This is a genomic window from Collinsella aerofaciens (assembly GCF_015670745.1).
Lineage (GTDB): Bacteria > Actinomycetota > Coriobacteriia > Coriobacteriales > Coriobacteriaceae > Collinsella > Collinsella aerofaciens_T.
Window position 1 is genome coordinate 194054 of the sequence record NZ_JADPCH010000001.1, and the last position, 25034, is coordinate 219087.

30 protein-coding genes and 1 pseudogene are annotated in these 25034 nt (G+C 60.6%); 1 reads left to right on the forward strand and 30 read right to left on the reverse strand.

Features of this window, described 5'->3' with window-relative positions:
* Position 1: 1 nt before the first annotated feature.
* From I4W07_RS00785 to I4W07_RS00910, 26 genes and pseudogenes are all read right to left on the reverse strand, one after another.
* A complete protein-coding gene (locus I4W07_RS00785; protein WP_196025287.1) occupies positions 2 to 1081 on the reverse strand; it encodes a Gfo/Idh/MocA family protein in 1080 nt (359 codons plus the stop codon).
* 510 nt (positions 1082 to 1591) lie between these two features.
* Entirely contained in the window at positions 1592 to 1897 is a 306-nt protein-coding gene (rplX, locus tag I4W07_RS00790) for a 50S ribosomal protein L24 (RefSeq protein ID WP_099432059.1), read from the reverse strand.
* A 13-nt stretch (positions 1898 to 1910) separates the two neighbouring features.
* Positions 1911 to 2279, reverse strand: a complete 369-nt coding sequence (gene rplN / locus I4W07_RS00795) for a 50S ribosomal protein L14 (RefSeq protein ID WP_006235041.1) — start codon at positions 2277 to 2279, stop codon at positions 1911 to 1913.
* A gap of 118 nt (positions 2280 to 2397) precedes the next feature.
* Positions 2398 to 2658 (reverse strand): 30S ribosomal protein S17, encoded by a 261-nt coding sequence (rpsQ, locus tag I4W07_RS00800; protein ID WP_006235040.1) that lies wholly within the window; start codon positions 2656 to 2658, stop codon positions 2398 to 2400.
* A gap of 16 nt (positions 2659 to 2674) precedes the next feature.
* Positions 2675 to 2890: a 50S ribosomal protein L29 gene (rpmC, locus tag I4W07_RS00805; protein WP_006235039.1), complete on the reverse strand. Its 216-nt coding sequence runs from the start codon at positions 2888 to 2890 to the stop codon at positions 2675 to 2677.
* Between the two features lie 86 nt (positions 2891 to 2976).
* Positions 2977 to 3393, reverse strand: a pseudogene (rplP, locus tag I4W07_RS00810) (50S ribosomal protein L16); the annotation flags it as partial.
* Positions 3393 to 4103 (reverse strand): 30S ribosomal protein S3, encoded by a 711-nt coding sequence (gene rpsC / locus I4W07_RS00815; protein ID WP_006235037.1) that lies wholly within the window; start codon positions 4101 to 4103, stop codon positions 3393 to 3395. The pseudogene rplP and the gene rpsC, both read right to left, overlap by 1 nt.
* 6 nt (positions 4104 to 4109) lie before the next feature.
* Positions 4110 to 4481, reverse strand: coding sequence for a 50S ribosomal protein L22 (rplV, locus tag I4W07_RS00820; protein WP_006235036.1), 372 nt, complete (start codon positions 4479 to 4481; stop codon positions 4110 to 4112).
* Positions 4482 to 4495: 14 nt separating this feature from the next.
* Positions 4496 to 4756, reverse strand: coding sequence for a 30S ribosomal protein S19 (gene rpsS, locus I4W07_RS00825; protein WP_006235035.1), 261 nt, complete (start codon positions 4754 to 4756; stop codon positions 4496 to 4498).
* Positions 4757 to 4788: 32 nt separating this feature from the next.
* Positions 4789 to 5619, reverse strand: coding sequence for a 50S ribosomal protein L2 (gene rplB, locus I4W07_RS00830; RefSeq protein WP_022094198.1), 831 nt, complete (start codon positions 5617 to 5619; stop codon positions 4789 to 4791).
* Between the two features lie 179 nt (positions 5620 to 5798).
* Positions 5799 to 6086, reverse strand: coding sequence for a 50S ribosomal protein L23 (gene rplW / locus I4W07_RS00835; RefSeq protein WP_022094197.1), 288 nt, complete (start codon positions 6084 to 6086; stop codon positions 5799 to 5801).
* Positions 6087 to 6713, reverse strand: coding sequence for a 50S ribosomal protein L4 (gene rplD, locus I4W07_RS00840; RefSeq protein ID WP_006235032.1), 627 nt, complete (start codon positions 6711 to 6713; stop codon positions 6087 to 6089).
* Between the two features lie 46 nt (positions 6714 to 6759).
* Positions 6760 to 7380 carry a 50S ribosomal protein L3 gene (rplC, locus tag I4W07_RS00845; RefSeq protein ID WP_035137484.1) on the reverse strand — a complete coding sequence of 207 codons (621 nt, stop codon included), beginning with the start codon at positions 7378 to 7380 and terminating at the stop codon, positions 6760 to 6762.
* Positions 7381 to 7839: 459 nt separating this feature from the next.
* Entirely contained in the window at positions 7840 to 8466 is a 627-nt protein-coding gene (locus I4W07_RS00850) for a histidine phosphatase family protein (RefSeq protein ID WP_196025288.1), read from the reverse strand.
* Positions 8467 to 8505: 39 nt separating this feature from the next.
* Complete coding sequence (locus I4W07_RS00855) at positions 8506 to 9666, reverse strand: cation diffusion facilitator family transporter (RefSeq protein WP_196025289.1); 1161 nt, start codon at positions 9664 to 9666, stop codon at positions 8506 to 8508.
* Between the two features lie 146 nt (positions 9667 to 9812).
* A complete protein-coding gene (locus tag I4W07_RS00860; protein ID WP_196025290.1) occupies positions 9813 to 11027 on the reverse strand; it encodes a PTS transporter subunit EIIC in 1215 nt (404 codons plus the stop codon).
* A 40-nt stretch (positions 11028 to 11067) separates the two neighbouring features.
* Positions 11068 to 12792, reverse strand: a complete 1725-nt coding sequence (gene accD, locus I4W07_RS00865) for an acetyl-CoA carboxylase, carboxyltransferase subunit beta (RefSeq protein ID WP_196025291.1) — start codon at positions 12790 to 12792, stop codon at positions 11068 to 11070.
* Positions 12779 to 14122, reverse strand: a complete 1344-nt coding sequence (locus tag I4W07_RS00870; protein WP_196025292.1) for an acetyl-CoA carboxylase biotin carboxylase subunit — start codon at positions 14120 to 14122, stop codon at positions 12779 to 12781. Before I4W07_RS00870 ends, accD begins: the two co-directional genes overlap by 14 nt.
* Before the next feature lie 10 nt (positions 14123 to 14132).
* Positions 14133 to 14555 (reverse strand): 3-hydroxyacyl-ACP dehydratase FabZ, encoded by a 423-nt coding sequence (gene fabZ, locus I4W07_RS00875; protein ID WP_099432064.1) that lies wholly within the window; start codon positions 14553 to 14555, stop codon positions 14133 to 14135.
* Between the two features lie 9 nt (positions 14556 to 14564).
* Positions 14565 to 15038 (reverse strand): acetyl-CoA carboxylase biotin carboxyl carrier protein, encoded by a 474-nt coding sequence (accB, locus tag I4W07_RS00880; RefSeq protein ID WP_196025293.1) that lies wholly within the window; start codon positions 15036 to 15038, stop codon positions 14565 to 14567.
* Between the two features lie 3 nt (positions 15039 to 15041).
* Positions 15042 to 16289, reverse strand: a complete 1248-nt coding sequence (gene fabF, locus I4W07_RS00885; protein WP_196025294.1) for a beta-ketoacyl-ACP synthase II — start codon at positions 16287 to 16289, stop codon at positions 15042 to 15044.
* A gap of 39 nt (positions 16290 to 16328) precedes the next feature.
* Positions 16329 to 17102, reverse strand: a complete 774-nt coding sequence (gene fabG / locus I4W07_RS00890) for a 3-oxoacyl-[acyl-carrier-protein] reductase (RefSeq protein WP_196025295.1) — start codon at positions 17100 to 17102, stop codon at positions 16329 to 16331.
* Between the two features lie 30 nt (positions 17103 to 17132).
* Positions 17133 to 18059, reverse strand: coding sequence for an ACP S-malonyltransferase (locus I4W07_RS00895; protein WP_195520902.1), 927 nt, complete (start codon positions 18057 to 18059; stop codon positions 17133 to 17135).
* Positions 18047 to 18991: an enoyl-[acyl-carrier-protein] reductase FabK gene (gene fabK, locus I4W07_RS00900; protein ID WP_195520903.1), complete on the reverse strand. Its 945-nt coding sequence runs from the start codon at positions 18989 to 18991 to the stop codon at positions 18047 to 18049. Before fabK ends, I4W07_RS00895 begins: the two co-directional genes overlap by 13 nt.
* 2 nt (positions 18992 to 18993) lie before the next feature.
* Entirely contained in the window at positions 18994 to 19230 is a 237-nt protein-coding gene (locus I4W07_RS00905) for an acyl carrier protein (protein WP_006235019.1), read from the reverse strand.
* 51 nt (positions 19231 to 19281) lie between these two features.
* A complete protein-coding gene (locus I4W07_RS00910) occupies positions 19282 to 20241 on the reverse strand; it encodes a 3-oxoacyl-ACP synthase III family protein (protein ID WP_196025296.1) in 960 nt (319 codons plus the stop codon).
* A 176-nt stretch (positions 20242 to 20417) separates the two neighbouring features.
* Between I4W07_RS00910 and I4W07_RS00915 the strand changes: the two genes are divergently transcribed.
* Positions 20418 to 21194 (forward strand): biotin--[acetyl-CoA-carboxylase] ligase, encoded by a 777-nt coding sequence (locus I4W07_RS00915; RefSeq protein WP_196025297.1) that lies wholly within the window; start codon positions 20418 to 20420, stop codon positions 21192 to 21194.
* 116 nt (positions 21195 to 21310) lie between these two features.
* Here the strand turns inward: I4W07_RS00915 and rpsJ are convergent, their stop codons facing one another.
* The 4 genes from rpsJ to rpsL form a co-directional block, all read right to left on the reverse strand.
* Positions 21311 to 21619 carry a 30S ribosomal protein S10 gene (gene rpsJ, locus I4W07_RS00920; protein WP_022094184.1) on the reverse strand — a complete coding sequence of 103 codons (309 nt, stop codon included), beginning with the start codon at positions 21617 to 21619 and terminating at the stop codon, positions 21311 to 21313.
* 61 nt (positions 21620 to 21680) lie between these two features.
* Positions 21681 to 23780: an elongation factor G gene (gene fusA, locus I4W07_RS00925; RefSeq protein ID WP_022094183.1), complete on the reverse strand. Its 2100-nt coding sequence runs from the start codon at positions 23778 to 23780 to the stop codon at positions 21681 to 21683.
* A 19-nt stretch (positions 23781 to 23799) separates the two neighbouring features.
* Positions 23800 to 24273 (reverse strand): 30S ribosomal protein S7, encoded by a 474-nt coding sequence (gene rpsG / locus I4W07_RS00930; RefSeq protein WP_006235013.1) that lies wholly within the window; start codon positions 24271 to 24273, stop codon positions 23800 to 23802.
* A gap of 73 nt (positions 24274 to 24346) precedes the next feature.
* Positions 24347 to 24724, reverse strand: coding sequence for a 30S ribosomal protein S12 (rpsL, locus tag I4W07_RS00935; protein WP_006235012.1), 378 nt, complete (start codon positions 24722 to 24724; stop codon positions 24347 to 24349).
* Positions 24725 to 25034 lie beyond the last annotated feature (310 nt).

The following is a 25034-nucleotide window of genomic DNA, read 5'->3' on the forward strand; positions in this document are numbered from 1 at the left end:
CTTACTCCTCCTCGGGGTACACGACTCCCCAATCGGCGCGGAGCTTGGTCATAAGCTCCATAACATCAGAAGCATATTCCAGCAGCTCGCGCTTGGAGTCGTCGCCGGCAACGGCCTTCTCAAGATCGGCCATCTCATAGCAAAGGGCGTAAGCTTCGGTGCCGGCGTGAACCTCCTCGCGGTGGCCGTCCACAGTCCACACGATGGTCGCGTGATCGGCGCGCGGATACTCGTTGACCTCGATATAGCACTTGTCGAAGCTGATGACCGAGCGCTTGGGCTGCTTGGAGTGGAGCGTAAGGCTCACAACACCCAGCTGCTGCTCGGCGTTACGGCAGACAATGCCGCCCGCAACGTCGACACCGGTCTCACAGGTGTTGCCCAGCGAGACAACCTCAGCGGGCTGGCTCGCCATAAAGAGGCGCATAACGGAGAGCGCATACACGCCAATGTCGAGCATGGCGCCACCGGCAAGGCTACGGTTGTAGAAGCGGTTGGTCAGGTCGCCGTACTCCTTATAGCTGCCAAAGTTGAGCTGAGCGAGATTCATGCGGCCGAACTCGCCGACATCCATGCGACGACGCAGCTCCTGATACAAGGGCATGTGAAGCACCGTGGTGGCGTCCATAAGGACCACGTTGTGCTCGTCGGCAATGGCGCGGGCCTCGTCAAGCTCGGCGGAATTGAGGGTAATGGCCTTCTCGCAGAGCACGTGCTTGCCAGCTGCCAGAGCGGCTCGCAGATAGGTGATATGCGTGTTGTGCGGCGTGGTGATATAGACTGCGTCAATGTCCGGATCGGCGTAGAGATCCTCGACCGTGCCATAGACCTTCTCAACGCCATACTGCTCTGCAAAAGCCTGAGCCTTGGACAGCGTGCGGTTGGCAACGCCCGCGAGCTTTCGGCCGGCAAGGGCGAGAGACTGAGCCATCTGGTTGGCGATAACGCCACACCCAATTACAGCCCAACGAAGCTCGGGAGCCGTAAAGATGTCGTTTGGGAACGGCTGATTCTGGACCGAGGCAAACGCCGCCTTTGCGGCTGCCTCGGCGTCGAGCGGAGCCTGTTTGGAATCTGCCATGATGTGCCTCCTGAGTCATCGGAAGTCCTTCATTTCTAACAAACCTATAGTCGCACAATTGCGCGCGTATCTGCTCGTGTTTGCGTATTTATTTGCTTATCGGTCATTATTTAGCCATAGTTGGCAGATGTTTGCGCGGCTATGCGCATTGTCGCGCAAGGCTATGCGCGTAAATGCGCATGCGACGATCCTTGTGAAACATAAAGGGGCGGAACACCAAAGCCCTAAAAGACAGACCCAGCTGTATTACTTCACCCCTCTGGGGGCATCAGACATCAAAGGATCGTCCCAAACTGCCGGCACATAGAGACTGTCCCCCCAACGACTGGTCATTTAAGTCTGTCCCCAATGAATGGTCGTCCCCAGCTGCCGACAGAAAATGAACGCCCCCAGGTGCCGGCATTTCAACGGCCACTCATTTAAGTCTGTCCCCAATGAGTAGGGATAGAAAAAGGCCCGGGTGCCGTGGGGCATCCGGGCCTTTGCTAGCAACTTGATGTTGCGGGCAGCTTAGAACTTGTGGCCGCACTTCTTGCAGACGCGCAGCTTGTTCTTGCCGTCCTTCTCGTGACCGACGCGGGTAACCTTACCGCACTCGGGGCAGACGAGATTGACGTTGGAGGCGTCGATGGGAGCCTCCTGCGAAACGATGCCGCCCTGCTGGTTGGCAGCGTTGGGCTTGACGGCCTTCTTGACGACCGAAACGCCCTCGACAACGACCTTGTTCTCGGCGGGGAGAGCACGCAGGATAACGCCCTGCTTGCCGCGATCCTTACCAGAGAGAACCTGGACCTTATCGCCCTTCTTGATATACATATATCTCCCCTAACTACAGGGTCTCGGGAGCGAGCGAGACGATCTTCATGTACTTCTTGTCACGAAGCTCGCGAGCGACGGGCCCGAAGATACGGGTGCCGACGGGCGAACCATCGTTGTTGATGACAACGCAGGCGTTCTCATCAAAGCGAATGTAGGAGCCATCCTTGCGGCGGATCTCCTTAACGGTGCGAACGACGACGCAACGGACAACGTCCTTCTTCTTGACGTTGGCGCCAGGAGTAGCCTCCTGGACAGCACCGATGAACACATCGCCGATGCCTGCATAACGACGCTTGGAACCGCCAAGCACCTTGATGCAGCGAATCTTGCGAGCGCCGGAGTTGTCGGCGACGTTCAGCATGGTTTGCATCTGAATCATGGTAGATGTTCCTCCGAACTAAGAACCGAAGAGAGGTGCGCAGCCTTTATACGGCCCGTGGTATGCAAGCCAGGCATACGCACATCTTCGGAAACGTACAAGTCGTAAGAGCGACTGCTTATTTAGCGCGCTCGACGACCTCGATGAGGCGCCAACGCTTCATCTTGGACATAGGACGGGTCTCCATAACGCGGACGGTATCGCCCACGCCAGCCGTGCACTCCTCGTCGTGAGCGTGCAGCTTCTTGGAGCTGGTCATCATCTTGCCGTACTTGGGGTGACGCTTGCGCTCGGTGATGGTGACAACAATGGTCTTGGCACCGGAGACGGAGGTAACGACACCCGTACGGACCTTACGCGAGTTACGCGAATCAGTCATGTTCTCTCCTTAGGTCCTACTCGGCGACAGCGGACTTCTCCGCTGCGATCTCGCGGGCGCGCTGCTCCGTGAGGACGCGAGCGATGTCCTTCTTCACGGTGTTGACGCGAGCGGTGTTGTCCAGCTGGCTGGTGGCCATCTGGAAACGAAGGTTAAAGAGCTCGGCGCGCATTTCCTTCAGCTTCTCAACGAGCTGAGCGTCCGAGAGCTCACGAATCTCTGCGGGCTTCATTAGTTCTCCTCCTTGGCGGCGGCGGCGTCCTCAGCAGCCCACTTGGCCTCGAGAGCGGCCTCCTCAGCCATCTCCTTCTCGATGCGCTGCTCAGCGTTCTTGGCAGCAACAATCTTGGTCTTGATGGGAAGCTTGTGCTGTGCAAGACGCAGAGCCTCGCGAGCGACCTCCTCGGGCACGCCCTTGACCTCGAACATGATGCGGCCGGGCTTGACGACGGCCACCCACTCCTCGGGGTTACCCTTACCAGAACCCATGCGAGTCTCAGCAGGCTTCTTGGTGATGGGCTTATCGGGGAAGATCGTGATGTAGACACGACCGCCACGCTTCATGTAGCGGGTCATGGCAATACGAGCGGCCTCGATCTGACGGTTGGTGATCCAATGGGCCTCGAGAGCCTGGATACCAAACTCGCCGAAATGCAGCTCGGTATTACCCTTGGCCTGGCCCTTCATGGAGCCACGCTGCACCTTGCGGTGAAGAATACGCTTAGGGGCAAGCACTACTGACCCCTCCTCTCGGAGTTACGACGACGAGGACGGGAAGAGCCCTCGAGTGCAGGGTTGGGAACAGGCTGGCCCGGGAGCTTCTCGCCCAGGTAGATCCAGACCTTCACGCCGCAAGCGCCCATGGTGGTGCTGGCGACAGCCGTGCCGTAGTCAATCTTGGCACGGAGGGTGTGCAGAGGCACGCGACCCTCACGGTACCACTCACGACGGCCCATCTCGGCACCGCCGAGACGACCGGAGCACTGGATACGGATGCCCTTAGCGCCGGCCTTGCGGGCGGACTGGACAGCCTTACGCATAGCGCGACGGAAGGCAACGCGGCCCTCGAGCTGCTCGGCGATAGACTGAGCAACGAGGTTGGCGTCGAGCTCGGGGCGCTTGATCTCGACAACGTCGACGGAGAGCTGGCCCTTGGAGACGCCAGCGACCTTCTCGAGCTCGGTGCGGAGGGTATCGATCTCGGCACCCTTCTTACCGATGACAACGCCGGGGCGAGCGGTGAGGATGATGACCTTCACCTTGTCGCCAGCGCGCTCGATCTCGACACGGGAGACAGCTGCGCGGGAAAGACGCTTCTCGAGGTACTTGCGGATCTCGAGATCGTTACCGAGGGTCTTAGCGTAATCCTTCTCTGCGAACCAGCGGGAGCGCCAGTTCTCGGTGATGCCAAGACGGAAGCCGGTGGGGTAGACTTTCTGACCCATACAGCTTTACGCCTCCTTTCGAGGAGCAACGACGACGGTGATGTGGGAAGTACGCTTCAGAATGCGAGAAGCGGAGCCCTTGGCGCGGGGACGGATGCGCTTAAGCGTCGGACCCTCGTCAACATAGGCAGCGGCGACAACCAGGTTGTCGGCACGCAGACCGTTGTTGTTCTCGGCGTTCGCAACGGCGGAACGGAGAACCTTCTCGACATCCACGGCAACGGCGCGGTCGCAGAAGTGGAGGATGTCGAAGGCCTGAGCGACAGGCTTGCGGCGGATCAGATCGACCACCAGGCGGGCCTTGCTGGGGGAAACACGCACGTACTTAGCGACGGCGCGAACCTCGGTGGCCTCAGTTTCAATAGACTTAGTTGCCATTTACGGTTAACCCCCTATTTGGCCTTGTGGCCACGGAACGTACGAGTCGGCGCGAACTCGCCGAGCTTGTGACCAACCATGGACTCGGTAACATACACGGGCACATGCTTGCGGCCGTCGTGGACGGCGATGGTGTGACCAACCATCTCGGGGAAGATGGTGGACGCGCGGGACCAGGTCTTCACGACGTCCTTCTTGCCAGCCTCGTTCATCGCGGTGATACGCGAGAGAAGGCGAGTCTCCACGAACGGGCCCTTTTTGAGACTTCTGCTCATAAGTGCTTTCTCCTAAAACTCGGTATCCGAAATTACTTCTTACGGCGACGAATGATGTGCTGGTTCGAGACCTTCTTCTTCTTGCGCGTACGAAGGCCCTTCGTCGGCTTACCCCAGGGGGTAACAGAGGGACGACCAGAGGTGTGGTTCTTGCCCTCGCCACCGCCGTGCGGGTGGTCGACAGGGTTCATGACGGTACCGCGGACGGTCGGGCGCACGTTCATGTGACGCTTACGGCCGGCCTTGCCGATGACGATGTTGGAGTGATCGGCGTTGCCGACCTCACCGACGGTGGCGCGGCAGGTAACGAGGATGCGGCGCATCTCGGAGGAAGGCATACGGACGATAGCGTACTTGCCCTCCTTACCCATCAGCTGGCAGGAGTTACCGGCGGAACGGGCGATAGCAGCGCCCTTGCCCGGCTGGAACTCGACGGCGTGGATGAGCGTACCGACGGGGATGTCGGCGAGGGGCAGAGCGTTGCCCGGCTTGATGTCGGCGTCAGAACCGGACATGATGGTCTGACCGACCTCGAGGCCCTTGGGGGCCAGAATGTAGCGCTTCTCACCGTCAGCGTAGTGCAGCAGAGCGATGCGAGCGGAACGGTTCGGATCGTACTCGATCGTGGCAACCTTGGCGGGCACGCCGTCCTTGTTGCGCTTGAAGTCGATCACGCGGTAACGACGCTTCACGCCGCCGCCCTGGTGGCGGGTGGTGATGCGGCCGTTGTTGTTACGACCGGCCTTCTTGGGCAGGGGCTCGAGAAGAGACTTCTCGGGCTTAGTGCAGGTGATCTCGGAGAAGTCGGAGATCGTCTGCCAACGCCTACCAGCGGAGGTCGGCTTAAGGTGCTTTACAGCCATTACAATCCCTTTCAATAGGAATCCGTTAGCCATCGCAGACAGGGATTCGAGGTTCTGCCTCGGGTGCGATGACACCGGACGTATACACGGTTCCGGGCGTGTCCATTTAATACGCCCAAAACCTTGAGCTCCCGCCTCCCCTATTTGGGAGGCATGAGCTCACTCAACAGCAGCGAGTCTTAGGCCTGGTTGCCAAAGACCTCGATGGTGTCGCCCTCGGCCAGCGTGACGATGGCCTTCTTCCAAGAACGGGTCTTGCCGGCGACATAGCGCACGCGCTTGGTCTTGGGCTTGACCGTCAGGGTGTTCACGCGAACGACCTTGACGCCGAAGATCTCCTCGACAGCGTCCTTGATCTGATACTTGTTAGCATCCTTGGCGACCTCGAACGTGTACTTGTTCAGCTCCATGCCGGAGAAGGAACGCTCGGACACGATCGGACGGATGATGATCTCGTGGGCGGTCATTTATGCAAGCACCTCCCCGAAGTGAGCGGCGATGTCGGCGGGCATCAGCACAGCGTTGTTGTTGACGAGATCGTAGGTGTTGGCCTCGTCAGCGGTGATGATGAACGTCTTGGGAATGTTGCGGAACGACAGGTAGGCGTTGACGTCCTCATCGCGAACGATGATGGTCAGACGCTTGCCCTCAAGACCGAGAGCCTTGAGCATGGCGACGGCAGCCTTGGTGGAAGGCTTCTCGAAGCCGTAGTCGTCGACGAGCACGAGCTCGCCATCGGCCAGCTTGGCGGACAGCGCGGAGCGCATAGCCAGCTTGACCTCCTTGTTGTTCATACGCTTAGCGTAGGAACGGGGCTTGGGGGCGAAGACAACGCCACCGTGACGCCACTGGGCAGCACGGATGGAACCCTGGCGGGCACGGCCGGTGCCCTTCTGACGCCAAGGCTTCTTGCCGCCACCGGAAACCTCAGAGCGACCCTTAGCAGACTGGGTGCCCTGACGCCAAGAGGCCATCTGGCACTTGACGATGTGGTGCATAACGTGGATGTTCGGCTCGATGCCGTACACCTCAGCGGCGAGCTCGGCCTCGGCGACCTTCTTGCCCTCGCTGTTCTTTACTTCAAACTTTGCCATTTAAGTGTTCTCCTTGGTATGACGCTGGGCTAAATGGGCTGGGCCCTTAGGCCATACGGATGGCGACGAGACCATTCTTGGCACCCGGGACAGCGCCCTTGACCAAGATGAGGTTCTGCTCGGCATCGATGCGGACAACGGAAAGGTTCTTGACGGTAACGCGCTCGTTACCCATGTGACCGGCCATCTTGACGCCCTTGAGGACGCGCGCAGGATAGGCGCACTGACCGATAGAACCGGGGTGACGCTGGAAGTGAGAACCATGCGTCATAGGACCGCGGCGCTGACCCCAGCGCTTGATGCGACCCTGGAAGCCCTTACCCTTGGAGGTACCGATGACGTCGACCTTCTCGACATCAGCGAAATCAGCGACGGTGACGACCTCGCCGACCTTGTGCTCCTCGCCGTTCTCGACGCGGACCTCACGAAGGAAACGGACAGGCTCGACGCCAGCCTTGGCGAAGTGACCAGCCATGGGCTTGTTCACGTTCTTGGCCTTGATGTCGCCGAAACCGATCTGGACGGCGTCATAGCCGTCGGTTGCCTGAGTTTTAACCTGCGAGACAGCGCAGGGGCCAGCCTGGATGACCGTGACGGGAACGACGTTGTCGTCCTCGTCCCAAACCTGGGTCATGCCAATCTTGCGGCCGAGAATCATGCTGATCAAGATATGATCCCAACTCTCGCGTGGTCTTGGGACAATGCGTACACCACCGAGCGTACGCCCCTAGAGGACCACTACTTACACGACGTGCTCCCCAGCCTTGTATTTCGCCCGGACTACCTGACAACCCTATTAAGCAGGCATTTTGTCCAGCCAGAATACTCCCCTGGTTTCACACAGCTGTTTAGTATACACGGCTGCGGGCGTATCCATCGAGATTCATATTTCACTCACATTGTTTACGCAGGTAAAGTGCGTGGCACGTTCCCAGTGTGCGGCGGAGGGGGCGGGCCTGAGAAATATTAAGGTTGCTGCTCTACAGTCCTGCTCACGACGGAGAGCACATTAAGTGCTCTCCTGTTCGTGCGGAACTCGCGACAACCTTAATATGTCTCAGGCCCGCCCCCCTCCGCCGCACACTGGGAACGCCACGTTGACGTCTACTAAACCTTGCTCGCTCAGCTAATTACTTTGTTGGGGATCGATAATTTGCCGCAAGGTGAACTTGGATTGAGACGTGTCGCCCTCTTCTCCCGACTCTTCCTCGTCAAAATCGAAGATCATGATGGCGCAGTTGGGGAGTTTTGTTGGGAGCTCGAAGCCCTCTGGGGCTGCGGCCTTGATAAATTGGCGGCTGGCACTGCCGTGGCTTACTGCTAGAAGGGTTTCGATGCCCTCGGAGCCCATGATATTGGTAAGCGCATCCACCATACGTTCTTGCAGCGCCTGGCTTCCTTCTCCTCCGAAGGGGACCAGATCCTCGCCCGGATCCCAGACGTCGGTGGGTAGCGCGTCGTGTGGGCCCTCTTCGAAGGTGCCGTAGCAGCGCTCGATGATGCCTTCGCAGGGCTCGACTGCTGCGTCCGGGCCGAGGAGTTCGGTAGCGACGAGCTGAGCAGTGTCCATGGCTCGGCCTAAGGGCGAAGAGGCCACTTTGTCGGGGACGACGCCGTGGGCCTTGAGCCATGCGGCTGCCATTCCCGCTTGTTTGCGGCCCAGATCGGTCAACGGTGAATCGCAGCGACCTTGGACGAGCTTTTTGACGTTGAATTCCGTCTGGCCGTGGCGGAGTAGGTATAGGCGCTTCATGCTCTCCCCTTCTGCATCAGTTGCTTTATCGGCGTGGCCTTACTCGTGGGTATGCCCTACGTAGTCTTCGTCGATCGTAATCTTGGCAATCGACTTGGGATATTCCGATTCGACCCGTTGTGCCAGCGCGTGCTTTAAGTCTTCGGCACTCATCTGCAGATCCGAGGGTCGCACGCAGTCGAAGATCACGTTGGTGTGCGTAGGGCCCGGCACGCAACGCAAATCGTGAATCGAAAGGCGGCTATCGATTTGTTGAGCCATGGCGTTAATGCGCAAACGCATGCTTGCCACCTTGGGATCGTCGGTCACGATGGGGTCGTAGTGAAGTGTGACAATCATGCCGTCTTCGTTCCTAAACGACTGCTCGATGTTATCGAGCGTGTCGTGACTTTCCAGCGGGCTGGCCTCGGCCGCCATCTCGGCATGCGCACTTGCAAACTTCCTGCCCGGACCGTAGTCGTGAACCATCAAATCGTGAACGCCCAAAACGCCGGGATAGCTCATGATCTTGTCTCGAATGTGCTTGACCAGCTTAGGATCGGGCGACTGACCCAAAAGCGGGCTCACCGTATCTTGAATAAGTTCAAGGCCGCTCCAGCCAATATAGGCGCCAACGGCAAGGCCAACCCATGCGTCAAGATTGATGTGCGTCACCTGCGAAACAATCGCACATGCCAGCACGGCGCCTGTGGCAAGGACATCGTTCTTGGAATCCTGCGCGGTCGCATGCAGCGTCTCGGACTCAATGCGATCGCCGAGCTTTTGGTTGAGGGCCGCCATCCACAGCTTTACGACCATCGAAAGCACTAGAACTGCCACCAGGGCAAGCGAGAACTCGACAGGTTCGGGGTGGATGATGCGCTCAACCGAGGACTTCACCAGCTCAACGCCGATCAGCAGCACGAGCGCCGCCACGACCAGACCCGAGAGATACTCGTAGCGGCCATGTCCGTAAGGATGCTCGGGGTCCGCCGGCTTGCTCGCCAGCTTAAAGCCCAGCACGCTCACGATATTCGAGCTGGCATCGGACAGGTTGTTCATGGCATCCGCCACAATCGAAACCGATCCCGACAGCACACCAATTGCGCCCTTCGCAGCACAAAGCGCAACATTAGCGAGAATACACACCATGCCCGTCAACGTGCCCACGCGCGCACGGTCGCCCTGCGCACGACGAACGATCCACTCGACCATCTTCATCAGCCCCCACGGTACTGCCTATATATATCTATTGCTCAAACGGATTGTAGTGTAGCCACTTTGTCCTTCAGATACAAAAAGGCCGCGACCCACACGGGCCACGGCCTTGGAGCATGGCAAAGGAATCGTCCTTGTGTCGCACAGGTTTACGCGCTTACTTCGGCCACGCTCTTCGAGGTTTCGGGTGAATCGGCTCCGTCCCCCATCGTCTGTCCCTTCGCCGGCACCACGCCAAAGCAGTAGCTCAGCGCCGCAGACACCGCAAATGCCACACCGCCGGCAGCGCAGCACCACAGCAGGTTCGAGATGCCGCCCGTGGCAAAGCCAATGACCATGAGGACATTCGTCATGCCGATGGTATAGGCCGTAACGTGGCCCACGGCTGCAACAAGGCCTCCGACGGCGCCGCCAATGGCCATGCACGTCAGGCACCTGCCATATTTAAAGCCGCAACCGTACAGCGCCGGCTCGCTTACGCCGCCAAGAACACCCGAGATTGAGTAGCCCAGCATGAGCGCCTTCTCGTCCTTATCCGCAACGCGGAGCGACGCGCCAAAGGGCATGCCCCAAACGGCGAACGTTGCCATCGTCGCGGCGATCAGGATGCACGAATCCGTTCCCACACTCATAAACTGCGCATAGGCAAGCGATAGGACAACGTTGCTGACGCCTGCAATCTTAAGAAACTCCCAACCCGCGGCAAGCCCCATGAGCGTGAGCAGCGACACGATGCCACCGGAATTGCCAAGCATAAACATAAGCTGGCCCAACAGCATGCCCAGATAGCTGCCCGCCGGCGCCGTAATACACAGCGAAACCGGAACCATGACAAGCATGGTCGCAAACGGAACGAACGAAAACGCCACGGCCTTAGGGATAACGCGCTGAAAGAAACACTCCACTCGCCATAGCACGGGCACCGAGATGAGAACCGGAATAACAGTCGTCGTGTAATCGTTGACCGGCGCGGGAAGCAGACCATACACGGAAGTCATCGATGCCCCCGTCGTCGATGCGGCATCGACGAGCTTAAGCAGATCGGGCGCAATCAATACGCCGCCCAGCATCATGCCTAGCTGCTCCGAGCAACCGAGCTGGCGGGCGGCCGCCCAACCAAGATAAATGGGCAAAAAGTAGTAGCCGGCGTTATAGAGCCAACTGTAGAACAGGCGATAGATTTCGGAATCGGCAGACCACAGGCCCAGCATACCTTCGCCCATAATGACGGCAACGGTGCGGAACAACGCCGCGCAGACAATAAACGGCAGCGCCGACATCATGCTTTTGGACAGATAGTCCACCACGGCCATGGCGTTTGATGAAACCGTCGTTGTAAACGAGGTGTTAGAAACTTGTAGCATGGAACGCCTTTCCCAATATGACATGCGGGCTGCCCCTTTGTCACATCGTGCGGTACTGACCGATTGCGCGGTACTTTTCGTAGCGGAGGTTTGTGAGGGTCGCGTCGTCGAGCTGCCCAAGCGTATCGAAGACATCAAATGCCGAGGACATGACGGCACCGGCGATCTCCTCATGCGACAGGCCCCTATCGTCAACAATGCCGTCGATGATGCCGAGCGCCAACAGATCGGGGGCCGTGAGCTTAAGCGCCTCGGCGGCCTCATTCGCGCGCTCGGTATCCTTCCACAGGATCGACGCACAGGCCTCGGGGCTCACGACCGAATAGGCCGAGCTCGAGAGCATCAGGATGCGGTCGGCCACGGACAGCGCCAGCGCGCCACCAGAGCCGCCCTCGCCTGTCACCACCGAGACAATCGGCGTCTTGAGGCCGCTCATCTCCATGAGATTCTGGGCAATCGCCTCGCCCTGGCCGCGCTCCTCGGCACCGATGCCGCAAAACGCGCCCGAAGTATCGACCAGACACAGAACCGGTCGACCAAACTTTTCGGCCTGGCGTATAAGGCGACGCGCTTTGCGGTAGCCCTCGGGATGTGCCATACCAAAGTTGCGACGCATGCGCTCTTTGGTCGTGGTACCGCGCTCGACGGCGATAACCGTCACGGGTCGCCCGTCTTTCCAGCCAATGCCAGCCACCACGGCGGCGTCGTCGCCAAAGTAACGGTCGCCATGCAGCTCCACAAATCCATCCAGGCCCAGCGAGATCATCTCGCCCGCCGTGGCGCGATCTGCCGAGCGGGTCTGCTTGACAATCTCGAGCGCGGTTTTTGGTGCGGTCGAGCGCTTGAACAAGTGTCCCAGCTTTTTGCCGCGACGACCCGTATGCACGATCTCATGCGGTGCCCCCAGGCCGGGCGCGTGCCCTTCGTGCAGTGCCAGCAGCTCGCCTACCGTGAGCGCAATCTCGCCACGCGGAACAACGGCATCGCAAAAGCCGTGCTCCAGCAAAAACTCGGAGCGCTGGAATCCCTTGGGCAGGCGCTTGTGCATGTTCTGCTCGATCACGCGCGGGCCGGCAAATGCCGTCAGGGCATCGGGCTCGGCCAGGATAATATCGCCCTCCATGGCAAAGCTCGCGGTTACGCCTCCGGTCGTGGGGTCGGTGAGCACCGTGATATACAGACCGCCCGCCTCGCTGTGGCGCCTAACCGCCGCAGAAATCTTGGCCATCTGCATAAGCGACGTCACGCCCTCTTGCATGCGCGCGCCGCCCGAAACGGTAAAGCCGACAACTGGCAATCCAAGTTCGGTCGCTCGCTCAAATGTGCGACAGATCTTCTCGCCCACCACGGAACCCATCGAGCCCATCATAAAGTTGGCGTCCATAAAGAAGAGCGCGGTATCGCAACCGCAGATTTTGCCCCTGCCGCACACAACGGCGTCGCGCTCGCCCGAACGCTCGCACACGCTCTTAAGCTTGTCGGCATAGCCGGGAAACGAGAGGAAGTCCTCCGACGCCAGATTGGCATCCCATTCCTCAAACGTGCCCTCGTCGACCGTCATGCGCATGCGCGCGCGACCGCTCACGCGAAAGTGTTTGCCGCAACGAGGGCAGACCTCGAGGTTGTCGTGCAGGCGTGCTTCATCGATCACGCGGCGACACTCCGGGCACTTGATAAACACGTGGCGCGCGGGAAACTCGGCGCACGACTCGGTCATCGGCCCCTCGAGGACGTTGACCGTCTTTGCTTTTCTATTCATCAGCATAGAGATGCCCCGTCAGATCGGTGTGGTACATGCCCGACAAGAACTCGTCGTTTGCCAGCACGTCGAGCTGAAGCTCGCTGTTTTCGCTCACGCCCTCAATCACGAGCTCGCCCAGGGCCGAGCGCATCTTACGAATGGCGCCGTCACGCGTGGGCGCACACACGATGAGCTTGCCGAGCATGGAGTCGTAGTACGGCGGAACTTTCGCACCGGTAAACATGGCGGAATCCCAGCGCACGCGCGGACCACCCGGCACACGCAACGCGGTGACCGTTCCGCATGACGGCAGAAAGTCCGGCGTTTCGGCATTGATGCGGCACTCCATGGCGTGGTTGCGGACCGGCATGTCCTCCTGCTCAAAGGGCAGAGGCTGGCCGGCTGCCACGCGCAGCTGCCACTTGACCAAGTCGGTATCGGTCACAAACTCTGTAACCGGATGCTCCACCTGCAAGCGCGTGTTCATTTCCATAAAGTAGAAATTGCCGTCGTCCGAATACAGAAACTCGATGGTACCGGCTCCTTCGTAGCCGACGGCACGAGCCAGGTCACGCGCTGCCTTGTGCATGCGAGCACGAATGTCGTTGTGTCCGTCGAGGCACGGCGCGGGACTCTCTTCGATCAGCTTTTGGTTGCGACGCTGCACCGAGCACTCGCGCTCGCCGAGCGAAAATACATGGCCCTGCTTATCGGCCATAATCTGCACCTCAACGTGGTGCGCCGGCGCGACGAACTTCTCCATGTAGCACTCGCCGTCGCCAAAAACGGCCTCGCCCTCGGCACGCGCCTCGATGAACGCCTTTGCCGCATCTTCCACGCGCTCGACCTTGCGAATGCCGCGACCGCCACCGCCCGCGCGCGCCTTAATGAGCACGGGACAGCCAATGCGCTCGGCCTCGGCCGTCGCCTCCTCGGGACTTTTGAGCAAATCGCAGCCCGGCACAATGGGCACGCCCGCCGCGGCAGCCGTTCGGCGTGCGGCGTCCTTGTCGCCCATGCTGTCGATCACCTCGGCCGAAGGACCGACAAAAGCCAGGCCATACTTGTCGCAGTCGCGTACAAAGCTCGCCTTCTCGGAAAAGAAGCCATAGCCGGGATGAATTGCCTTAGCTCCCGACTTTACGGCACAGGTGAGCACAGCATCGTCGTTGAGGTAGCTCTCGGCAAGACGCGGACCGCCGATGCAATACGCCTCGTCGGCAAGCTGCACGTGCAGCGCGTCCGCATCGGCCGTGGAATAAACGGCGACGGTCTTGATGCCCATATCGCGGCACGCGCGGATAACACGGACCGCGACTTCGCCGCGGTTGGCGATGAGCACTTTGTCGAACATGAAGCCTTCCTTAACTTTCGTGCATGAGTGCAAAAGACATGTCGGCGCGGCAACAGACCTCACCGTTGACGCTTGCAGTACCCGTCGCAAAGCGGAACGGCCCGCGCGCACGCGTGATGGAGCACACCAGATCCACCGTATCGCCCGGGCGCACCGGACGCTTAAAGCGCACCTTGTCCAGACTCGTGTAGAACGGCGTCGCGCCGCGCGCCTCCTCATCGCCCATCAGCAACACGCAGCAGTTTTGGGCGAGCATCTCGCACTGGATCACGCCGGGGACCACCGGGTTTCCCGGAAAATGCCCCTGCAAAAAGTATTCGTCGCCCGTAATCGTGATCTTGCCGTGGGCCTCGTCGCCCACCAGCTCGGCTTCGTCGAGCAAAAGCATCGGCTCGCGATGCGGTAACAGCTTCTTGAGCTCTTCTTTGTTCATGGATATCACCTATCCGATCCTCATGAGGCAGCTGCCAAACTCCACGAGGTCGCCGTCGGCCACGCAGATCTCGAGCACCTCGCCGTCTGCCTCGGCCGTCACCTCGTTGAGAACCTTCATGGCCTCGATAATGCAGAGGGTCTCGCCGGCCTTGACCTTAGAGCCCACGTGCACAAACGGCTCGTCGCCCGGCGCCGGGGCAGCATAGAAAACGCCGACCATGGGAGCGGTCACCTCGGTGCCCTTGGGCTCCGGTGCGGCGGCAGGTGTCTGCGCGGCGGGCTCCGGTGCGGCAGGCGCGACTGTGGGAGCTGCAACTGGAGCGGCCATAGCGCTCGGCATGGGCATGGGCACGGCAACCGGCCGTGCGGCGCTCGCGCGCTCGAGTTCGACCGCGGTGCCATCGGGCTCCTCAACGCGCACGCGCGTGAGGCCGCGGTCCTCCATAACATCGGCTATCTCGGCAAGTCTTTTGGAATCCATGCTCTAGCTCCTCGTATATCTACGCAGCGCGATGGCGGCGTTGTGCCCGCCAAAGCCTAGGTTGGTCGAAAGCGCCCAGGTAAGGTCGGCGCGAACTGCGCGATTGGGCGTGTAGTCAAGATCGCAGGCGGGATCGGGCGTGCGGTAGTTAATGGTCGGCGGCACCACGCCCTGCTCGAGCGCCATGGCGCAGGCCATGACCTCGATGGCGCCCGTGGCACCGATCATGTGGCCGGTCATCGACTTAGTCGACGAGACGTGCGCGGCGCGCGCCGCGTCCTCGCCGAGCGCACGCTTAATGCCCGCCGTCTCGGACGAATCGTTGAGCTTGGTCGATGTGCCGTGAGCATTGATGTAGAGACCCTCGGAAGGCCTGACGTCGCCCTCGGTCACCGCCAGCGATATCGCGCGGGCAATGCCGGCAGCCTCGGGATCAGGACTCGTGATGTGATAGGCATCATCGGTGTTGCCGTAGCCCACGACCTCGGCATAAATGTGCGCACCGCGCGCCTGCGCATGTTCCATGCTCTCGAGCACGAGCACGCAGGCGCCCTCGCCCATCACAAAGCCGTCGCGGTCTGCATCGAACGGACGGCAGGCCGTCGCGGGATCGGGGTTGGTGGTCAATGCACGGCAGGACGTAAAGCCCGCAACGGCATCGGGGATAATTGCAGCCTCGGCGCCGCCCGCGAGGATCGCGTCGGCATAGCCGTGCTTGATGGCGCGGAACGCCTCGCCCACCGCATGGGCCGAGGTTGCGCACGCGGTCACCACGGGCAGGGTCGGGCCCTTTGCCTTGTGGCGGATTGCGATATTGCCCGATGCCATGTTGGGGATCATCATCGCGATCATATAGGGCGATGCGCGGCGGGGCCCACGTTCGGCAATCGTATGGACGTTGTCGACGAGCGTCGTCATGCCGCCCACGCCCGAGCCCACGTAGACGCCCAGGCGCTCTCGATCGATGGCGCCTTCGACATCAAAGCCCGCATCGCGCATGGCCTCGTCCGAAGCCGCCATCGCAAACTGAACGCAGGGGTCCAGATGCTTTGCATCACGCTTGCCAAAGTACTCGTTGCCGTCAAAGCCCTTGACCTCGGCCGCTACCTTGACGGCAAACGCATCGGTATCGAAGTGCGTAATCGGGCCGATGCCGCACGTGCCAGCGCACATTGCCGCCCAGGTGGCAAGCGCGGTGTTGCCGAGCGGCGATACGGCACCTATGCCGGTGATTGCAACTCTCTGTTCCATCATGGTCTCCTCATCCAAGCCGTTCTTCGGCCCTGGTTTCTACATCGCCATTCCGCCGTCGACGCGCACGACCTCGCCCGTAATGTAGGCAGCCGCATCGCTCGCCAAAAAGCGCACCACGCCGGCCACTTCCTCGGGGCGCGCCATACGCTTAAGGGGAATCTGCTCCTCGGTTACCGTACACACCTTCTCCGAGAGCTTTGCCGTCATATCTGTCTCGACAAACCCGGGGGCGACCGCGTTCACTCGTACACCGCGGGGCGCAAGCTCGCGCGCCACCGCCTTGGTCAGGCCGATCACGCCCGCCTTGGAGGCAGCGTAGTTGGCCTGCCCGGCATTGCCCATCAGGCCCACAACCGAGCTCATGTTGACGACGCAGCCGCCGCGCTGGCGCATAAAGGTCTTGGTGAGCGCACGCGTCGTGTTAAACGTTCCTTTAAGATTGACATCGAGCACGCGATCGAAGGCGTCATCGCCCATGCGCATGAGCAGGCCATCGCGGGTGATGCCAGCGTTGTTGACGAGTGCCCAAATGGAGCCAAAGTCGTTGAGGACCGCTTCCACGCACGCGTTGACGGCAGCGGGGTCGGCCACGTCACATTGATATGAGCGCGCCGTGGCGCCAGCCGCCTCGCAGGCGTCGCACGTCTCGCGCGCCGCATCGACGCTGCCGGCATAGACGACGGCGATATCGTAGCCATCCTCCGCCAGACCGATAGCGCAGGCGCGGCCGATACCCCGCGAGCCGCCCGTGACCAGTGCCACGCGACGTGAGTCGTTGCGCTCGAGCGCGCCATTGTTCAAGTTGCCCATGTCATTCCTTTCGGGTTACAGCCCTGTGGACTATGCGAGCTCGTCGGCAATAGCTGCGACCTGCTCGGCCGTCTCGCACGAATACACACGAACGTCGCTCAACGTACGCTTGATCAGGCCAGACAGCGTTTTGCCGGGGCCGACCTCAATAAATGTGTCGATGCCTTGATCCTGCAGAGCATGCAGCGTATCGACCCAGCGCACGGCATTGCTCACCTGATTGGCCAAGACATCCGATGCCGTCTGGGGGTCCGCCGGATAGGGCGCCGCTGTCATATTTGCCAAAACAGGAATGAGCAACGGGGACGGCGCGTGACCGGCCTCAATATATGCGGCAAGGCCACAGGTCGCCTCGGCCATATAGGGGCTATGAAATGCACCCGACACCGCGACCTTCATGGCGCGGCCGCCAGCCTCTTTTACTAGGACGTCGAGGGTCTGCAGCGCATCGGGCGCTCCGGCCACAACCGTCTGCTGGGGACTGTTGTAGTTGACCGGCCAGCAGTCCTCGCCGGCCTGCGCAGCCAGGTTCTCGACTTGCGCAGCATCAAGTTTGATGACGGCGCGCATGCCGCCAGGGTGACGCTCGGCCGCCGTGGCCATCAATGCCGCGCGCTCACACACGAGCTCAAAACCCGCTCGCGTATCGAATGCCCCCGCAAAGCTGAGTGCAGCGACCTCGCCCAGCGAGAATCCCGCACAGGCGGCAGGCACCACGCCGCGCTCGCGCAGGGCGACGGCGACAGCCAAGTCGTGCACGAACACGCAAGGCTGCGTGTTCTCGGTCTGCGAGAGCTCCTCCTTGGAGGCGCTCCGGCACTGCTCGCTCGTCCCCGGGCGCACCTCGTCGGCAATGGTGAACACCTCGGCGGCCGCCGGCGATGTCTCGATCAGGTCGACGCCCATCGCGGGGTGTTGGGCACCCTGGCCGGCAAACAGAAACGCTACGCTACCCATGCGGACGCACCCTTCAGGACGCGCTCGGCGCCATCGACCAGATCGTCAACGATTTCGCGTGCGCTCTGGCGCTCGCTAACCATGCCGGCAATCTGTCCACACAAAAACGAACCCTCTTCGTAGTTGCCGTCCTTGGCGGCCTTACGCAGCGCACCGGTTCCCATAGCACCGAGCTCCTCGGCACTCGCGCCGGAACCCTCGCTCTTGGCATAGGCGTTGGTGAAGGGGCTCTTGAGGGCGCGCACTGGATGTCCCGTCGAGCGACCGGTCGCACGCGTTGAAGTGTCGTTGGCCTTCAGGACCATCTCTTTGTACTGCTCCGAGACGGTGCACTCGTCTGCGACCAGAAAGCGCGTACCCACTTGCACGCCTTCGGCGCCCAGCATAAAGGCGGCCGCCACGCCGCGGCCGTCGGCAATACCGCCGGCGGCCACGACGGGAATGTCAACCGCATCGACGACCTGCGGCACCAGTGCCATCGTCGAGGTCTCGCCAATATGGCCGCCCGATTCGGTACCCTCGGCAACAACCGCCGTGGCTCCACGACGTGCCACGAGGCGCGCCAGCGCCACCGAGGCAACGACCGGGATGACCTTGATGCCCGCCTCGTTCCACGCCTTCATGTACTTGGCGGGATTGCCGGCGCCCGTCACGACGACCGGCACTCGCTCGTCAATCACAACCTGTGCAACCTCGTCGGCGAACGGGCTCATGAGCATGACGTTGACGCCAAAGGGCTTATCCGTCCTGGCGCGCAGCTCGTGAATCTGGTCGCGCAGCCAGTTGGCGTCGGCGTTCATGGCCGCAATGATGCCTAAGCCACCCGCCTCGGATACTGCGGACGCCAGCGAGGCATCGGCAATCCAGGCCATACCGCCCTGGAACACGGGCTTTTCGATGCCGAGCAGATCGCAGAGAGGAGTCTTGAGCATCTCTACTTCTCCAATGCCGCCTCGACCGTATCGGCGAACTCGCCGACCGTCTTGGGGTTCTCCTCGGTATCGAGCTGGATGCCAAACTCGTCCTCGACGGCGACGAGGATCTCGACGGTGCCCAGGCTGTCGAGACCAATCTCCTCGAGCGTGGACTCGGGCTTCATCTCAACGTCGTCAAGACCAGCGGTCTCGCGGATAACGTCGCAAACGCGCTCGAAGGTCTTCTGATCTGCCATGGTAGTTCTCCTTTGGTTGTGCCCTAGGGCGTTTTTATTTCCTATGTGCGACTACTTCCAACGAAGCAGATAGCCACCTATATCCAGACCGGCGCCAAATCCAACCAAGGCGATGGTGTCGCCTGTGTGAAGTGCACCGGCGTTTGCCAGCCGGTCGAGGGCAAGCGGAATGCATGCGCTCGAAATGTTGCCGGTCTCGCGCAACGTGCGAACCACGCGCTCGTCCGGCACGCCCAGGCGCTTGACCGCCTGGCTCAGGATTCGTTCGTTAGCCTGATGGAATACAAAATGATCGATGTCTTCGACCGAAATGCCCGCATCGATCGCAAGCTTATGGACCGTGTCGCAGATGGCGTTGACGCCGAACTTGAACACGCGGCGGCCATTCATGGACAGCACACTCGCGCTATCTGCGGAGGCCTTAAACGGCGACGTACCGACCAGACCGGGAACGCGCAACGTCACGACGTCGGGCGCCGTCGAAAGCTCAACGGCAAGGGGGTTGTCTCCCCCAGCCTCTATCACAGCGGCGCCTGCCCCATCGCCAAAGAGCACGCAGGTGGCGCGGTCTGTCCAGTCAAGCGCGCGCGTCATCTGCTCGGCCGCAACGACAAGCGCATGCTCGGCTCGTCCTCGGGCGATATAGCCCTCGGCGACATCGAGCGCAAATACGAAGCCGGCGCAGGCCGCCGAGACATCGAAGGCAGGACACGTCGCGCCCAGACGCTCGGCTACGGCACACGCCTCGGCGGGAACAAGATGGTCACCCGTTGTCGTCGAGCAGACGATTAGATCCAGCTTGCTCGCGTCGATTCCGGACACCTGGAGTGCCTGCTCGCTCGCCGCTACGGCAAGGTCGTCGAGTGACTCGGTGGTGCAGACGCGGCGGCTCTTGATGCCTGTGCGGGTAAAAATCCACTCATCCGAGGTATCGAGGAACTCAGACAGTTCGTCATTGGAAACACTGCGCTTAGGAAGCGCCGAGCCTGTTCCCAGAATCGTGAAACCCATCACTAACCTCCTTTGAGTTGTTGACGTGTTTACATCGACCAAGAGAGGATAACGCATTTCAGTCTTTGTTGACGTGTTAACATTATATTGTCCAAATGCGACAAAGGCTTCACATTGTGTCTATCTCTCGACACCATTGCATCATTCACTTATTCAATAAGGAGGTAGCAGCCGCTATGGATGCCCAATTAACGATTGCCGACGTAACCGGATCGACCAACGATGACCTGCTCGAGGCAGGAAAACAGGGTGCGCCGCACGGCACAGGACTTGCCGCCCGGGCTCAGACGGCAGGACGCGGCCGGCGCGGCCACAAGTGGGATTCAACCGCCGGCAACCTATTGCTTTCGATTGTCCTGCGCCCATGCGTTAATCCTGCAAAGTTCTCTGGTCTTGCCGCCGTCAGCGGCCTAGCGGTGCTCGAGGCACTCGAAAAACAGGGTCTTGCAAACGAGATTGGCCTCAAATGGCCCAACGACCTGGTCGCGCGTGGACGCAAACTCGGCGGCATTCTGGTCGAGGCCGCACGCGATAACGAAGGCAACCCTTTTGCGGTCTGTGGCATCGGCGTTAACGTGAACTATGTGCCCGCGGAGGTTCCCGATGGCGGCCTGCCAGCAATCGGTCTCTCGGACCTTAACGAAAACGTTCCTGCCGTCGACATGCTCCTCGATGAGGTCTATCACGCCGTTATAGACGCTGTAGATGCCTGGACAGAACGCCTCAACTCCATGGAAGAAAACACCGGACCGCTCGCGCCCGTCCACGGCGAATATGTCGCTCACCTCAATTGGATCGGGGAGCACGTTATCGCCCGCTCCCCCGCTGGAGACGAGCTGGCACGAGGCATATTTAGAACGGTCGACGATTGCGGCCGCGCATGCATTGAGACCGAGAGCGGCTTGTGCGTCTTCCACTTCGAAGAAGCATCCTTGCGCCCCCTGAGCGAATAGGGCGCCGCAGCCGCCGGCTCGGCAGACGAATTCGCTATCCCAAAATCTAAACTCAAAACAAAAGGGCCCCGCTACCGTAACGGCAGCGGGGCCCTTTAAGCTATGAGCGATATCGCTTAGAGCTTGATGTCGATGTCGACGCCAGCGGGGAGGTCGAGACGCATGAGCGAATCAACGGTGCCCGAGGTGGGGTCGAGGATGTCGATGAGGCGCTTGTGGGTGCGCATCTCGAACTGCTCACGGGAGTCCTTGTTCACGTGCGGCGAGCGGATAACCGTGTACAGGTTGCGCTCGGTGGGCAGGGGGACAGGACCGGAAACGCGAGCGCCGGTCTTCTGAGCGGTCTCGACGATGAGCTTCGCGGACTGATCGACGACCTCGTGATCATAGCCCTTGAGGCGAATGCGGATCTTCTGGGTAGCCAACTTAAACCTCCAAAGAGTGCGAGAGATGTTCTCGCAGGATTACGTAACAGGGAGCTCGAACTTAGGCGTTCTTGCTCATGACCTCGTCCACGATGGACTTGGGCGCGGGCTCATAAGAGTCGAACTGCATCGTGTAGGATGCACGGCCCTGGGTCTGGGAGCGAAGGTCGGTAGCGTAACCGAACATCTCGCCCAGCGGCACCTTGGCACGGATGAGCTTGCTGTTCTTGCGATCCTCCATACCCTCGATCTTGCCGCGGCGACCGGAGAGGTTGCCCATAACGTCGCCCATGTACTGCTCGGGGGTCTCGACCTCGACAGCCATGATCGGCTCGAGCAGCTGCGGATCGGACTTCTTGAGGGCGTCCTTGATAGCCATGGAACCGGCGATCTTGAAGGCGGCCTCGGAGGAGTCGACCTCGTGGTAAGAACCGTCGAACAGGGTGACCTTAACGTCGAGGACCGGGAAGCCGGCGATAACACCGGTGTTCAGGGCCTCCTGGATGCCCTTGTCGATGGACGGGATGTACTCCTTGGGCACGACGCCGCCGACGATAGCGTTGACGAACTCGTAGCCGAAGCCCTCCTCCATCTTCTCGAGCTTGATGACGGCGTGGCCGTACTGACCGCGACCGCCGGACTGGCGGACGAACTTGCCCTCAGCCTTCTCGACGTCGTGACCAGCGGTCTCGCGGTAGGCAACCTGGGGCTTACCAACGTTAGCGTCAACCTTGAACTCGCGGAGCAGACGGTCGACGATGATCTCGAGGTGCAGCTCGCCCATGCCGGCGATGATGGTCTGGCCGGTCTCGTGGTTGGTGGACACCTGGAAGGTCGGGTCCTCCTCGGCGAGCTTGGTCAGAGCCAGGGACATCTTGTCCTGCTCGGCCTTGGTCTTGGGCTCGATGGCAACGTCGATAACGGGCTTAGCGAACTCGATCTTCTCGAGGACGATCTCCTTGCCCTCGGCGCACAGGGTGTCACCGGTGGTGGAGTTCTTGAAGCCGACGCAAGCGACGATGTCGCCGGCGGCAGCGTCGTCACGGTCGATACGCTCGGCGGCGTTCATCTCGAGGATGCGGCCGAGACGCTCGCGCTGACCGTTGGAAGCGTTGACCACGTAGGAGCCGGACTCAGCGCGGCCGGAGTAAACGCGGACATAGGTGAGCTTACCGACGAACGGGTCGGTCATGATCTTAAAGACCAGGCCGGAGAAGGGCTCGTCGAAGGAAGGATGACGCTGAATCTCCTCGCCGGTGTCCGGATCGGTACCGGTGACGGCCTCGACGTCGAGCGGGCTGGGCAGGTAGTCGACGACAGCGTCGAGCAGCTCCTGAACGCCCTTGTTCTTGTAGGCGGAGCCCACGAAGACGAGGTTGAGCTCGTTGGCCAGAACACCCTTGCGCAGAGCAGCCTTGAGCTCCTCGACGGTGAAGTCCTCCTCCATGAGGATCTTCTCCATGAGCTCGTCGTCAAAGCTGGCAGCAGCGTCGAGGAGCTCCTCGCGCTTGGTGGCAGCGATGTCGGCAAACTCAGCCGGGATCTCGTCCATCGGCTCGGGGTAGGTCATACCCTTCTCGTCGGCCTTGAAGTCCCATGCAGTCATGGTGACCAGGTCGATGACGCCCCAGAAGTTGTCCTCGGCGCCCATCGGGACCTGAGCGGCCACGGCGTTGGCGTCGAGACGATCCTTCATGGTCTCGATAGCGTTGAAGAAGTCGGCGCCCACGCGGTCATACTTGTTGATGAAGGCGATGCGGGGGACGTTGAAGGTAGAAGCCTGACGCCAAACGGTCTCAGACTGGGGCTGAACGCCGGCAACAGCGTCGAAGACGGCGACAGCGCCATCGAGGACGCGCAGGCAGCGCTCGACCTCGGCGGTGAAGTCAACGTGGCCCGGGGTGTCGATGATCTGGATGCGGTAGTCCTTACCGTCCTTGTTCCAGAAGCAGGTGGTAGCAGCGGAGGTGATGGTTACGCCGCGCTCCTGCTCCTGAACCATCCAGTCCATGGTGGCAGCGCCCTCATGGACCTCACCGATCTTGTGGGTCTTACCGGTGTAGTAAAGAATACGCTCGGTCGTGGTGGTCTTACCGGCATCGATGTGAGCCATGATGCCGATGTTACGGGTATCGGAAAGCTTGTACTTAGGCTTAGCCATGTTAGTTCCTTACCTTAACTTACCAACGATAGTGAGAGAACGCGCGGTTGGCCTCGGCCATCTTGAAGACGTCCTCACGCTTCTTGACGGAAGCGCCCAGGCCGTTGGAAGCGTCGAGGATCTCGTTGGCGAGACGCTCGGCCATGGTCTTCTCCTTGCGAGCGCGGGAGAAGTTGACGATCCAGCGGATGCCCAGAGCGGTGGAACGACGGGAGTTGACCTCCATCGGGACCTGATAGGTAGCGCCACCGACACGCTTGGGCTTAACCTCGAGCGTGGGCTTGACGTTGTCCATAGCCTTCTTGAAGGTAGCGAGAGCGTCGCCACCCTCGGACTTCTCGGCAACGATCTCGAAAGCGGTATAAACGATGCGCTCAGCGGTGGCCTTCTTGCCGTCAAGAAGGACCTTGTTGATGAGCTGAGTCACCAGGCGGTTGTTGTAAACGGCGTCAGGCTGAACCTCACGACGATTAGCTGCTGCACGACGCGGCATGTGAAATCTCCTTAAGTGTCTACCGTGCGGCCCTTAGGCGGCACACGGCGAAAGTATCAAAACGTTATCTGGCTTATTTAGCCTTGGGGCGCTTAGCACCGTACTTGGAACGGGCCTGCATACGGTTCTGGACCGGAGCAGCGTCGTAGGCGCCACGGATGACGTGATAACGGACACCAGGGAGGTCACGGACACGACCGCCGCGGACGAGCACGATGGAGTGCTCCTGCAGGTTGTGGCCCTCACCCGGGATGTAAGCAGTAACTTCGATGCCGTTGACGAGGCGAACACGGGCAACCTTACGAAGAGCCGAGTTCGGCTTCTTGGGGCTCGTGGTGAAGACGCGGGTGCACACGCCGCGCTTCTGGGAGTTGTGCTGCAGAGCAGCGTTCTTGGACTTCTTGGGCACGGAACGACGGCCCTGGCGAACCAGCTGGTTAATAGTAGGCAAAGCGTACTCCTTCTCGAATGATTCCAGCTTTCTGTAAAGTGCAACGGCTTGAATCGAGGGGTCAGCATCCCCCTACGAAACACGCAGTTCGATAGGATACGTGGCGTTAGCTGTGCCGTCAACAGACCACGCCGCCGGGCGTATCCCAAAATGAGCATATTTCCGCAAAGCCTACACAAAAGGAATCCCCTTCTGTGCGCGGGGGCGGATTCCCGGTCCGGGCGGCCCGCTGTTTAAGTTTGCTGCTCTACAGTCCTGCGCAAGACGGAAAGCACATTAAGTGCTTTCCTTTGCGTGCGGAACTCGCGAC

Coding starts and splice junctions, on each gene's coding strand:
- I4W07_RS00915 (WP_196025297.1), top strand. CDS start 20,418: ATGGATGCCCAATTAACGATTGCCGACGTAACCGGATCGACCAACGAT.
- I4W07_RS00895 (WP_195520902.1), bottom strand. CDS start 18,059: ATGGGTAGCGTAGCGTTTCTGTTTGCCGGCCAGGGTGCCCAACACCCC.
- accD (WP_196025291.1), bottom strand. CDS start 12,792: ATGCTGATGAATAGAAAAGCAAAGACGGTCAACGTCCTCGAGGGGCCG.
- rplD (WP_006235032.1), bottom strand. CDS start 6,713: ATGGCAAAGTTTGAAGTAAAGAACAGCGAGGGCAAGAAGGTCGCCGAG.
- fabG (WP_196025295.1), bottom strand. CDS start 17,102: ATGGGCAACTTGAACAATGGCGCGCTCGAGCGCAACGACTCACGTCGC.
- I4W07_RS00910 (WP_196025296.1), bottom strand. CDS start 20,241: ATGGGTTTCACGATTCTGGGAACAGGCTCGGCGCTTCCTAAGCGCAGT.
- rplV (WP_006235036.1), bottom strand. CDS start 4,481: ATGGCAACTAAGTCTATTGAAACTGAGGCCACCGAGGTTCGCGCCGTC.
- I4W07_RS00870 (WP_196025292.1), bottom strand. CDS start 14,122: ATGTTCGACAAAGTGCTCATCGCCAACCGCGGCGAAGTCGCGGTCCGT.
- I4W07_RS00905 (WP_006235019.1), bottom strand. CDS start 19,230: ATGGCAGATCAGAAGACCTTCGAGCGCGTTTGCGACGTTATCCGCGAG.
- rpsC (WP_006235037.1), bottom strand. CDS start 4,103: ATGGGTCAGAAAGTCTACCCCACCGGCTTCCGTCTTGGCATCACCGAG.
- I4W07_RS00855 (WP_196025289.1), bottom strand. CDS start 9,666: ATGAAGATGGTCGAGTGGATCGTTCGTCGTGCGCAGGGCGACCGTGCG.
- fusA (WP_022094183.1), bottom strand. CDS start 23,780: ATGGCTAAGCCTAAGTACAAGCTTTCCGATACCCGTAACATCGGCATC.
- rplX (WP_099432059.1), bottom strand. CDS start 1,897: ATGTATATCAAGAAGGGCGATAAGGTCCAGGTTCTCTCTGGTAAGGAT.
- accB (WP_196025293.1), bottom strand. CDS start 15,038: ATGGATTCCAAAAGACTTGCCGAGATAGCCGATGTTATGGAGGACCGC.
- rplB (WP_022094198.1), bottom strand. CDS start 5,619: ATGGCTGTAAAGCACCTTAAGCCGACCTCCGCTGGTAGGCGTTGGCAG.
- rplN (WP_006235041.1), bottom strand. CDS start 2,279: ATGATTCAGATGCAAACCATGCTGAACGTCGCCGACAACTCCGGCGCT.
- rplW (WP_022094197.1), bottom strand. CDS start 6,086: ATGACCGCCCACGAGATCATCATCCGTCCGATCGTGTCCGAGCGTTCC.
- I4W07_RS00860 (WP_196025290.1), bottom strand. CDS start 11,027: ATGCTACAAGTTTCTAACACCTCGTTTACAACGACGGTTTCATCAAAC.
- I4W07_RS00850 (WP_196025288.1), bottom strand. CDS start 8,466: ATGAAGCGCCTATACCTACTCCGCCACGGCCAGACGGAATTCAACGTC.
- I4W07_RS00785 (WP_196025287.1), bottom strand. CDS start 1,081: ATGGCAGATTCCAAACAGGCTCCGCTCGACGCCGAGGCAGCCGCAAAG.
- rpsS (WP_006235035.1), bottom strand. CDS start 4,756: ATGAGCAGAAGTCTCAAAAAGGGCCCGTTCGTGGAGACTCGCCTTCTC.
- fabF (WP_196025294.1), bottom strand. CDS start 16,289: ATGGAACAGAGAGTTGCAATCACCGGCATAGGTGCCGTATCGCCGCTC.
- rpsQ (WP_006235040.1), bottom strand. CDS start 2,658: ATGACTGATTCGCGTAACTCGCGTAAGGTCCGTACGGGTGTCGTTACC.
- fabK (WP_195520903.1), bottom strand. CDS start 18,991: ATGCTCAAGACTCCTCTCTGCGATCTGCTCGGCATCGAAAAGCCCGTG.
- rpsG (WP_006235013.1), bottom strand. CDS start 24,273: ATGCCGCGTCGTGCAGCAGCTAATCGTCGTGAGGTTCAGCCTGACGCC.
- rpmC (WP_006235039.1), bottom strand. CDS start 2,890: ATGAAGCCCGCAGAGATTCGTGAGCTCTCGGACGCTCAGCTCGTTGAG.
- fabZ (WP_099432064.1), bottom strand. CDS start 14,555: ATGAACAAAGAAGAGCTCAAGAAGCTGTTACCGCATCGCGAGCCGATG.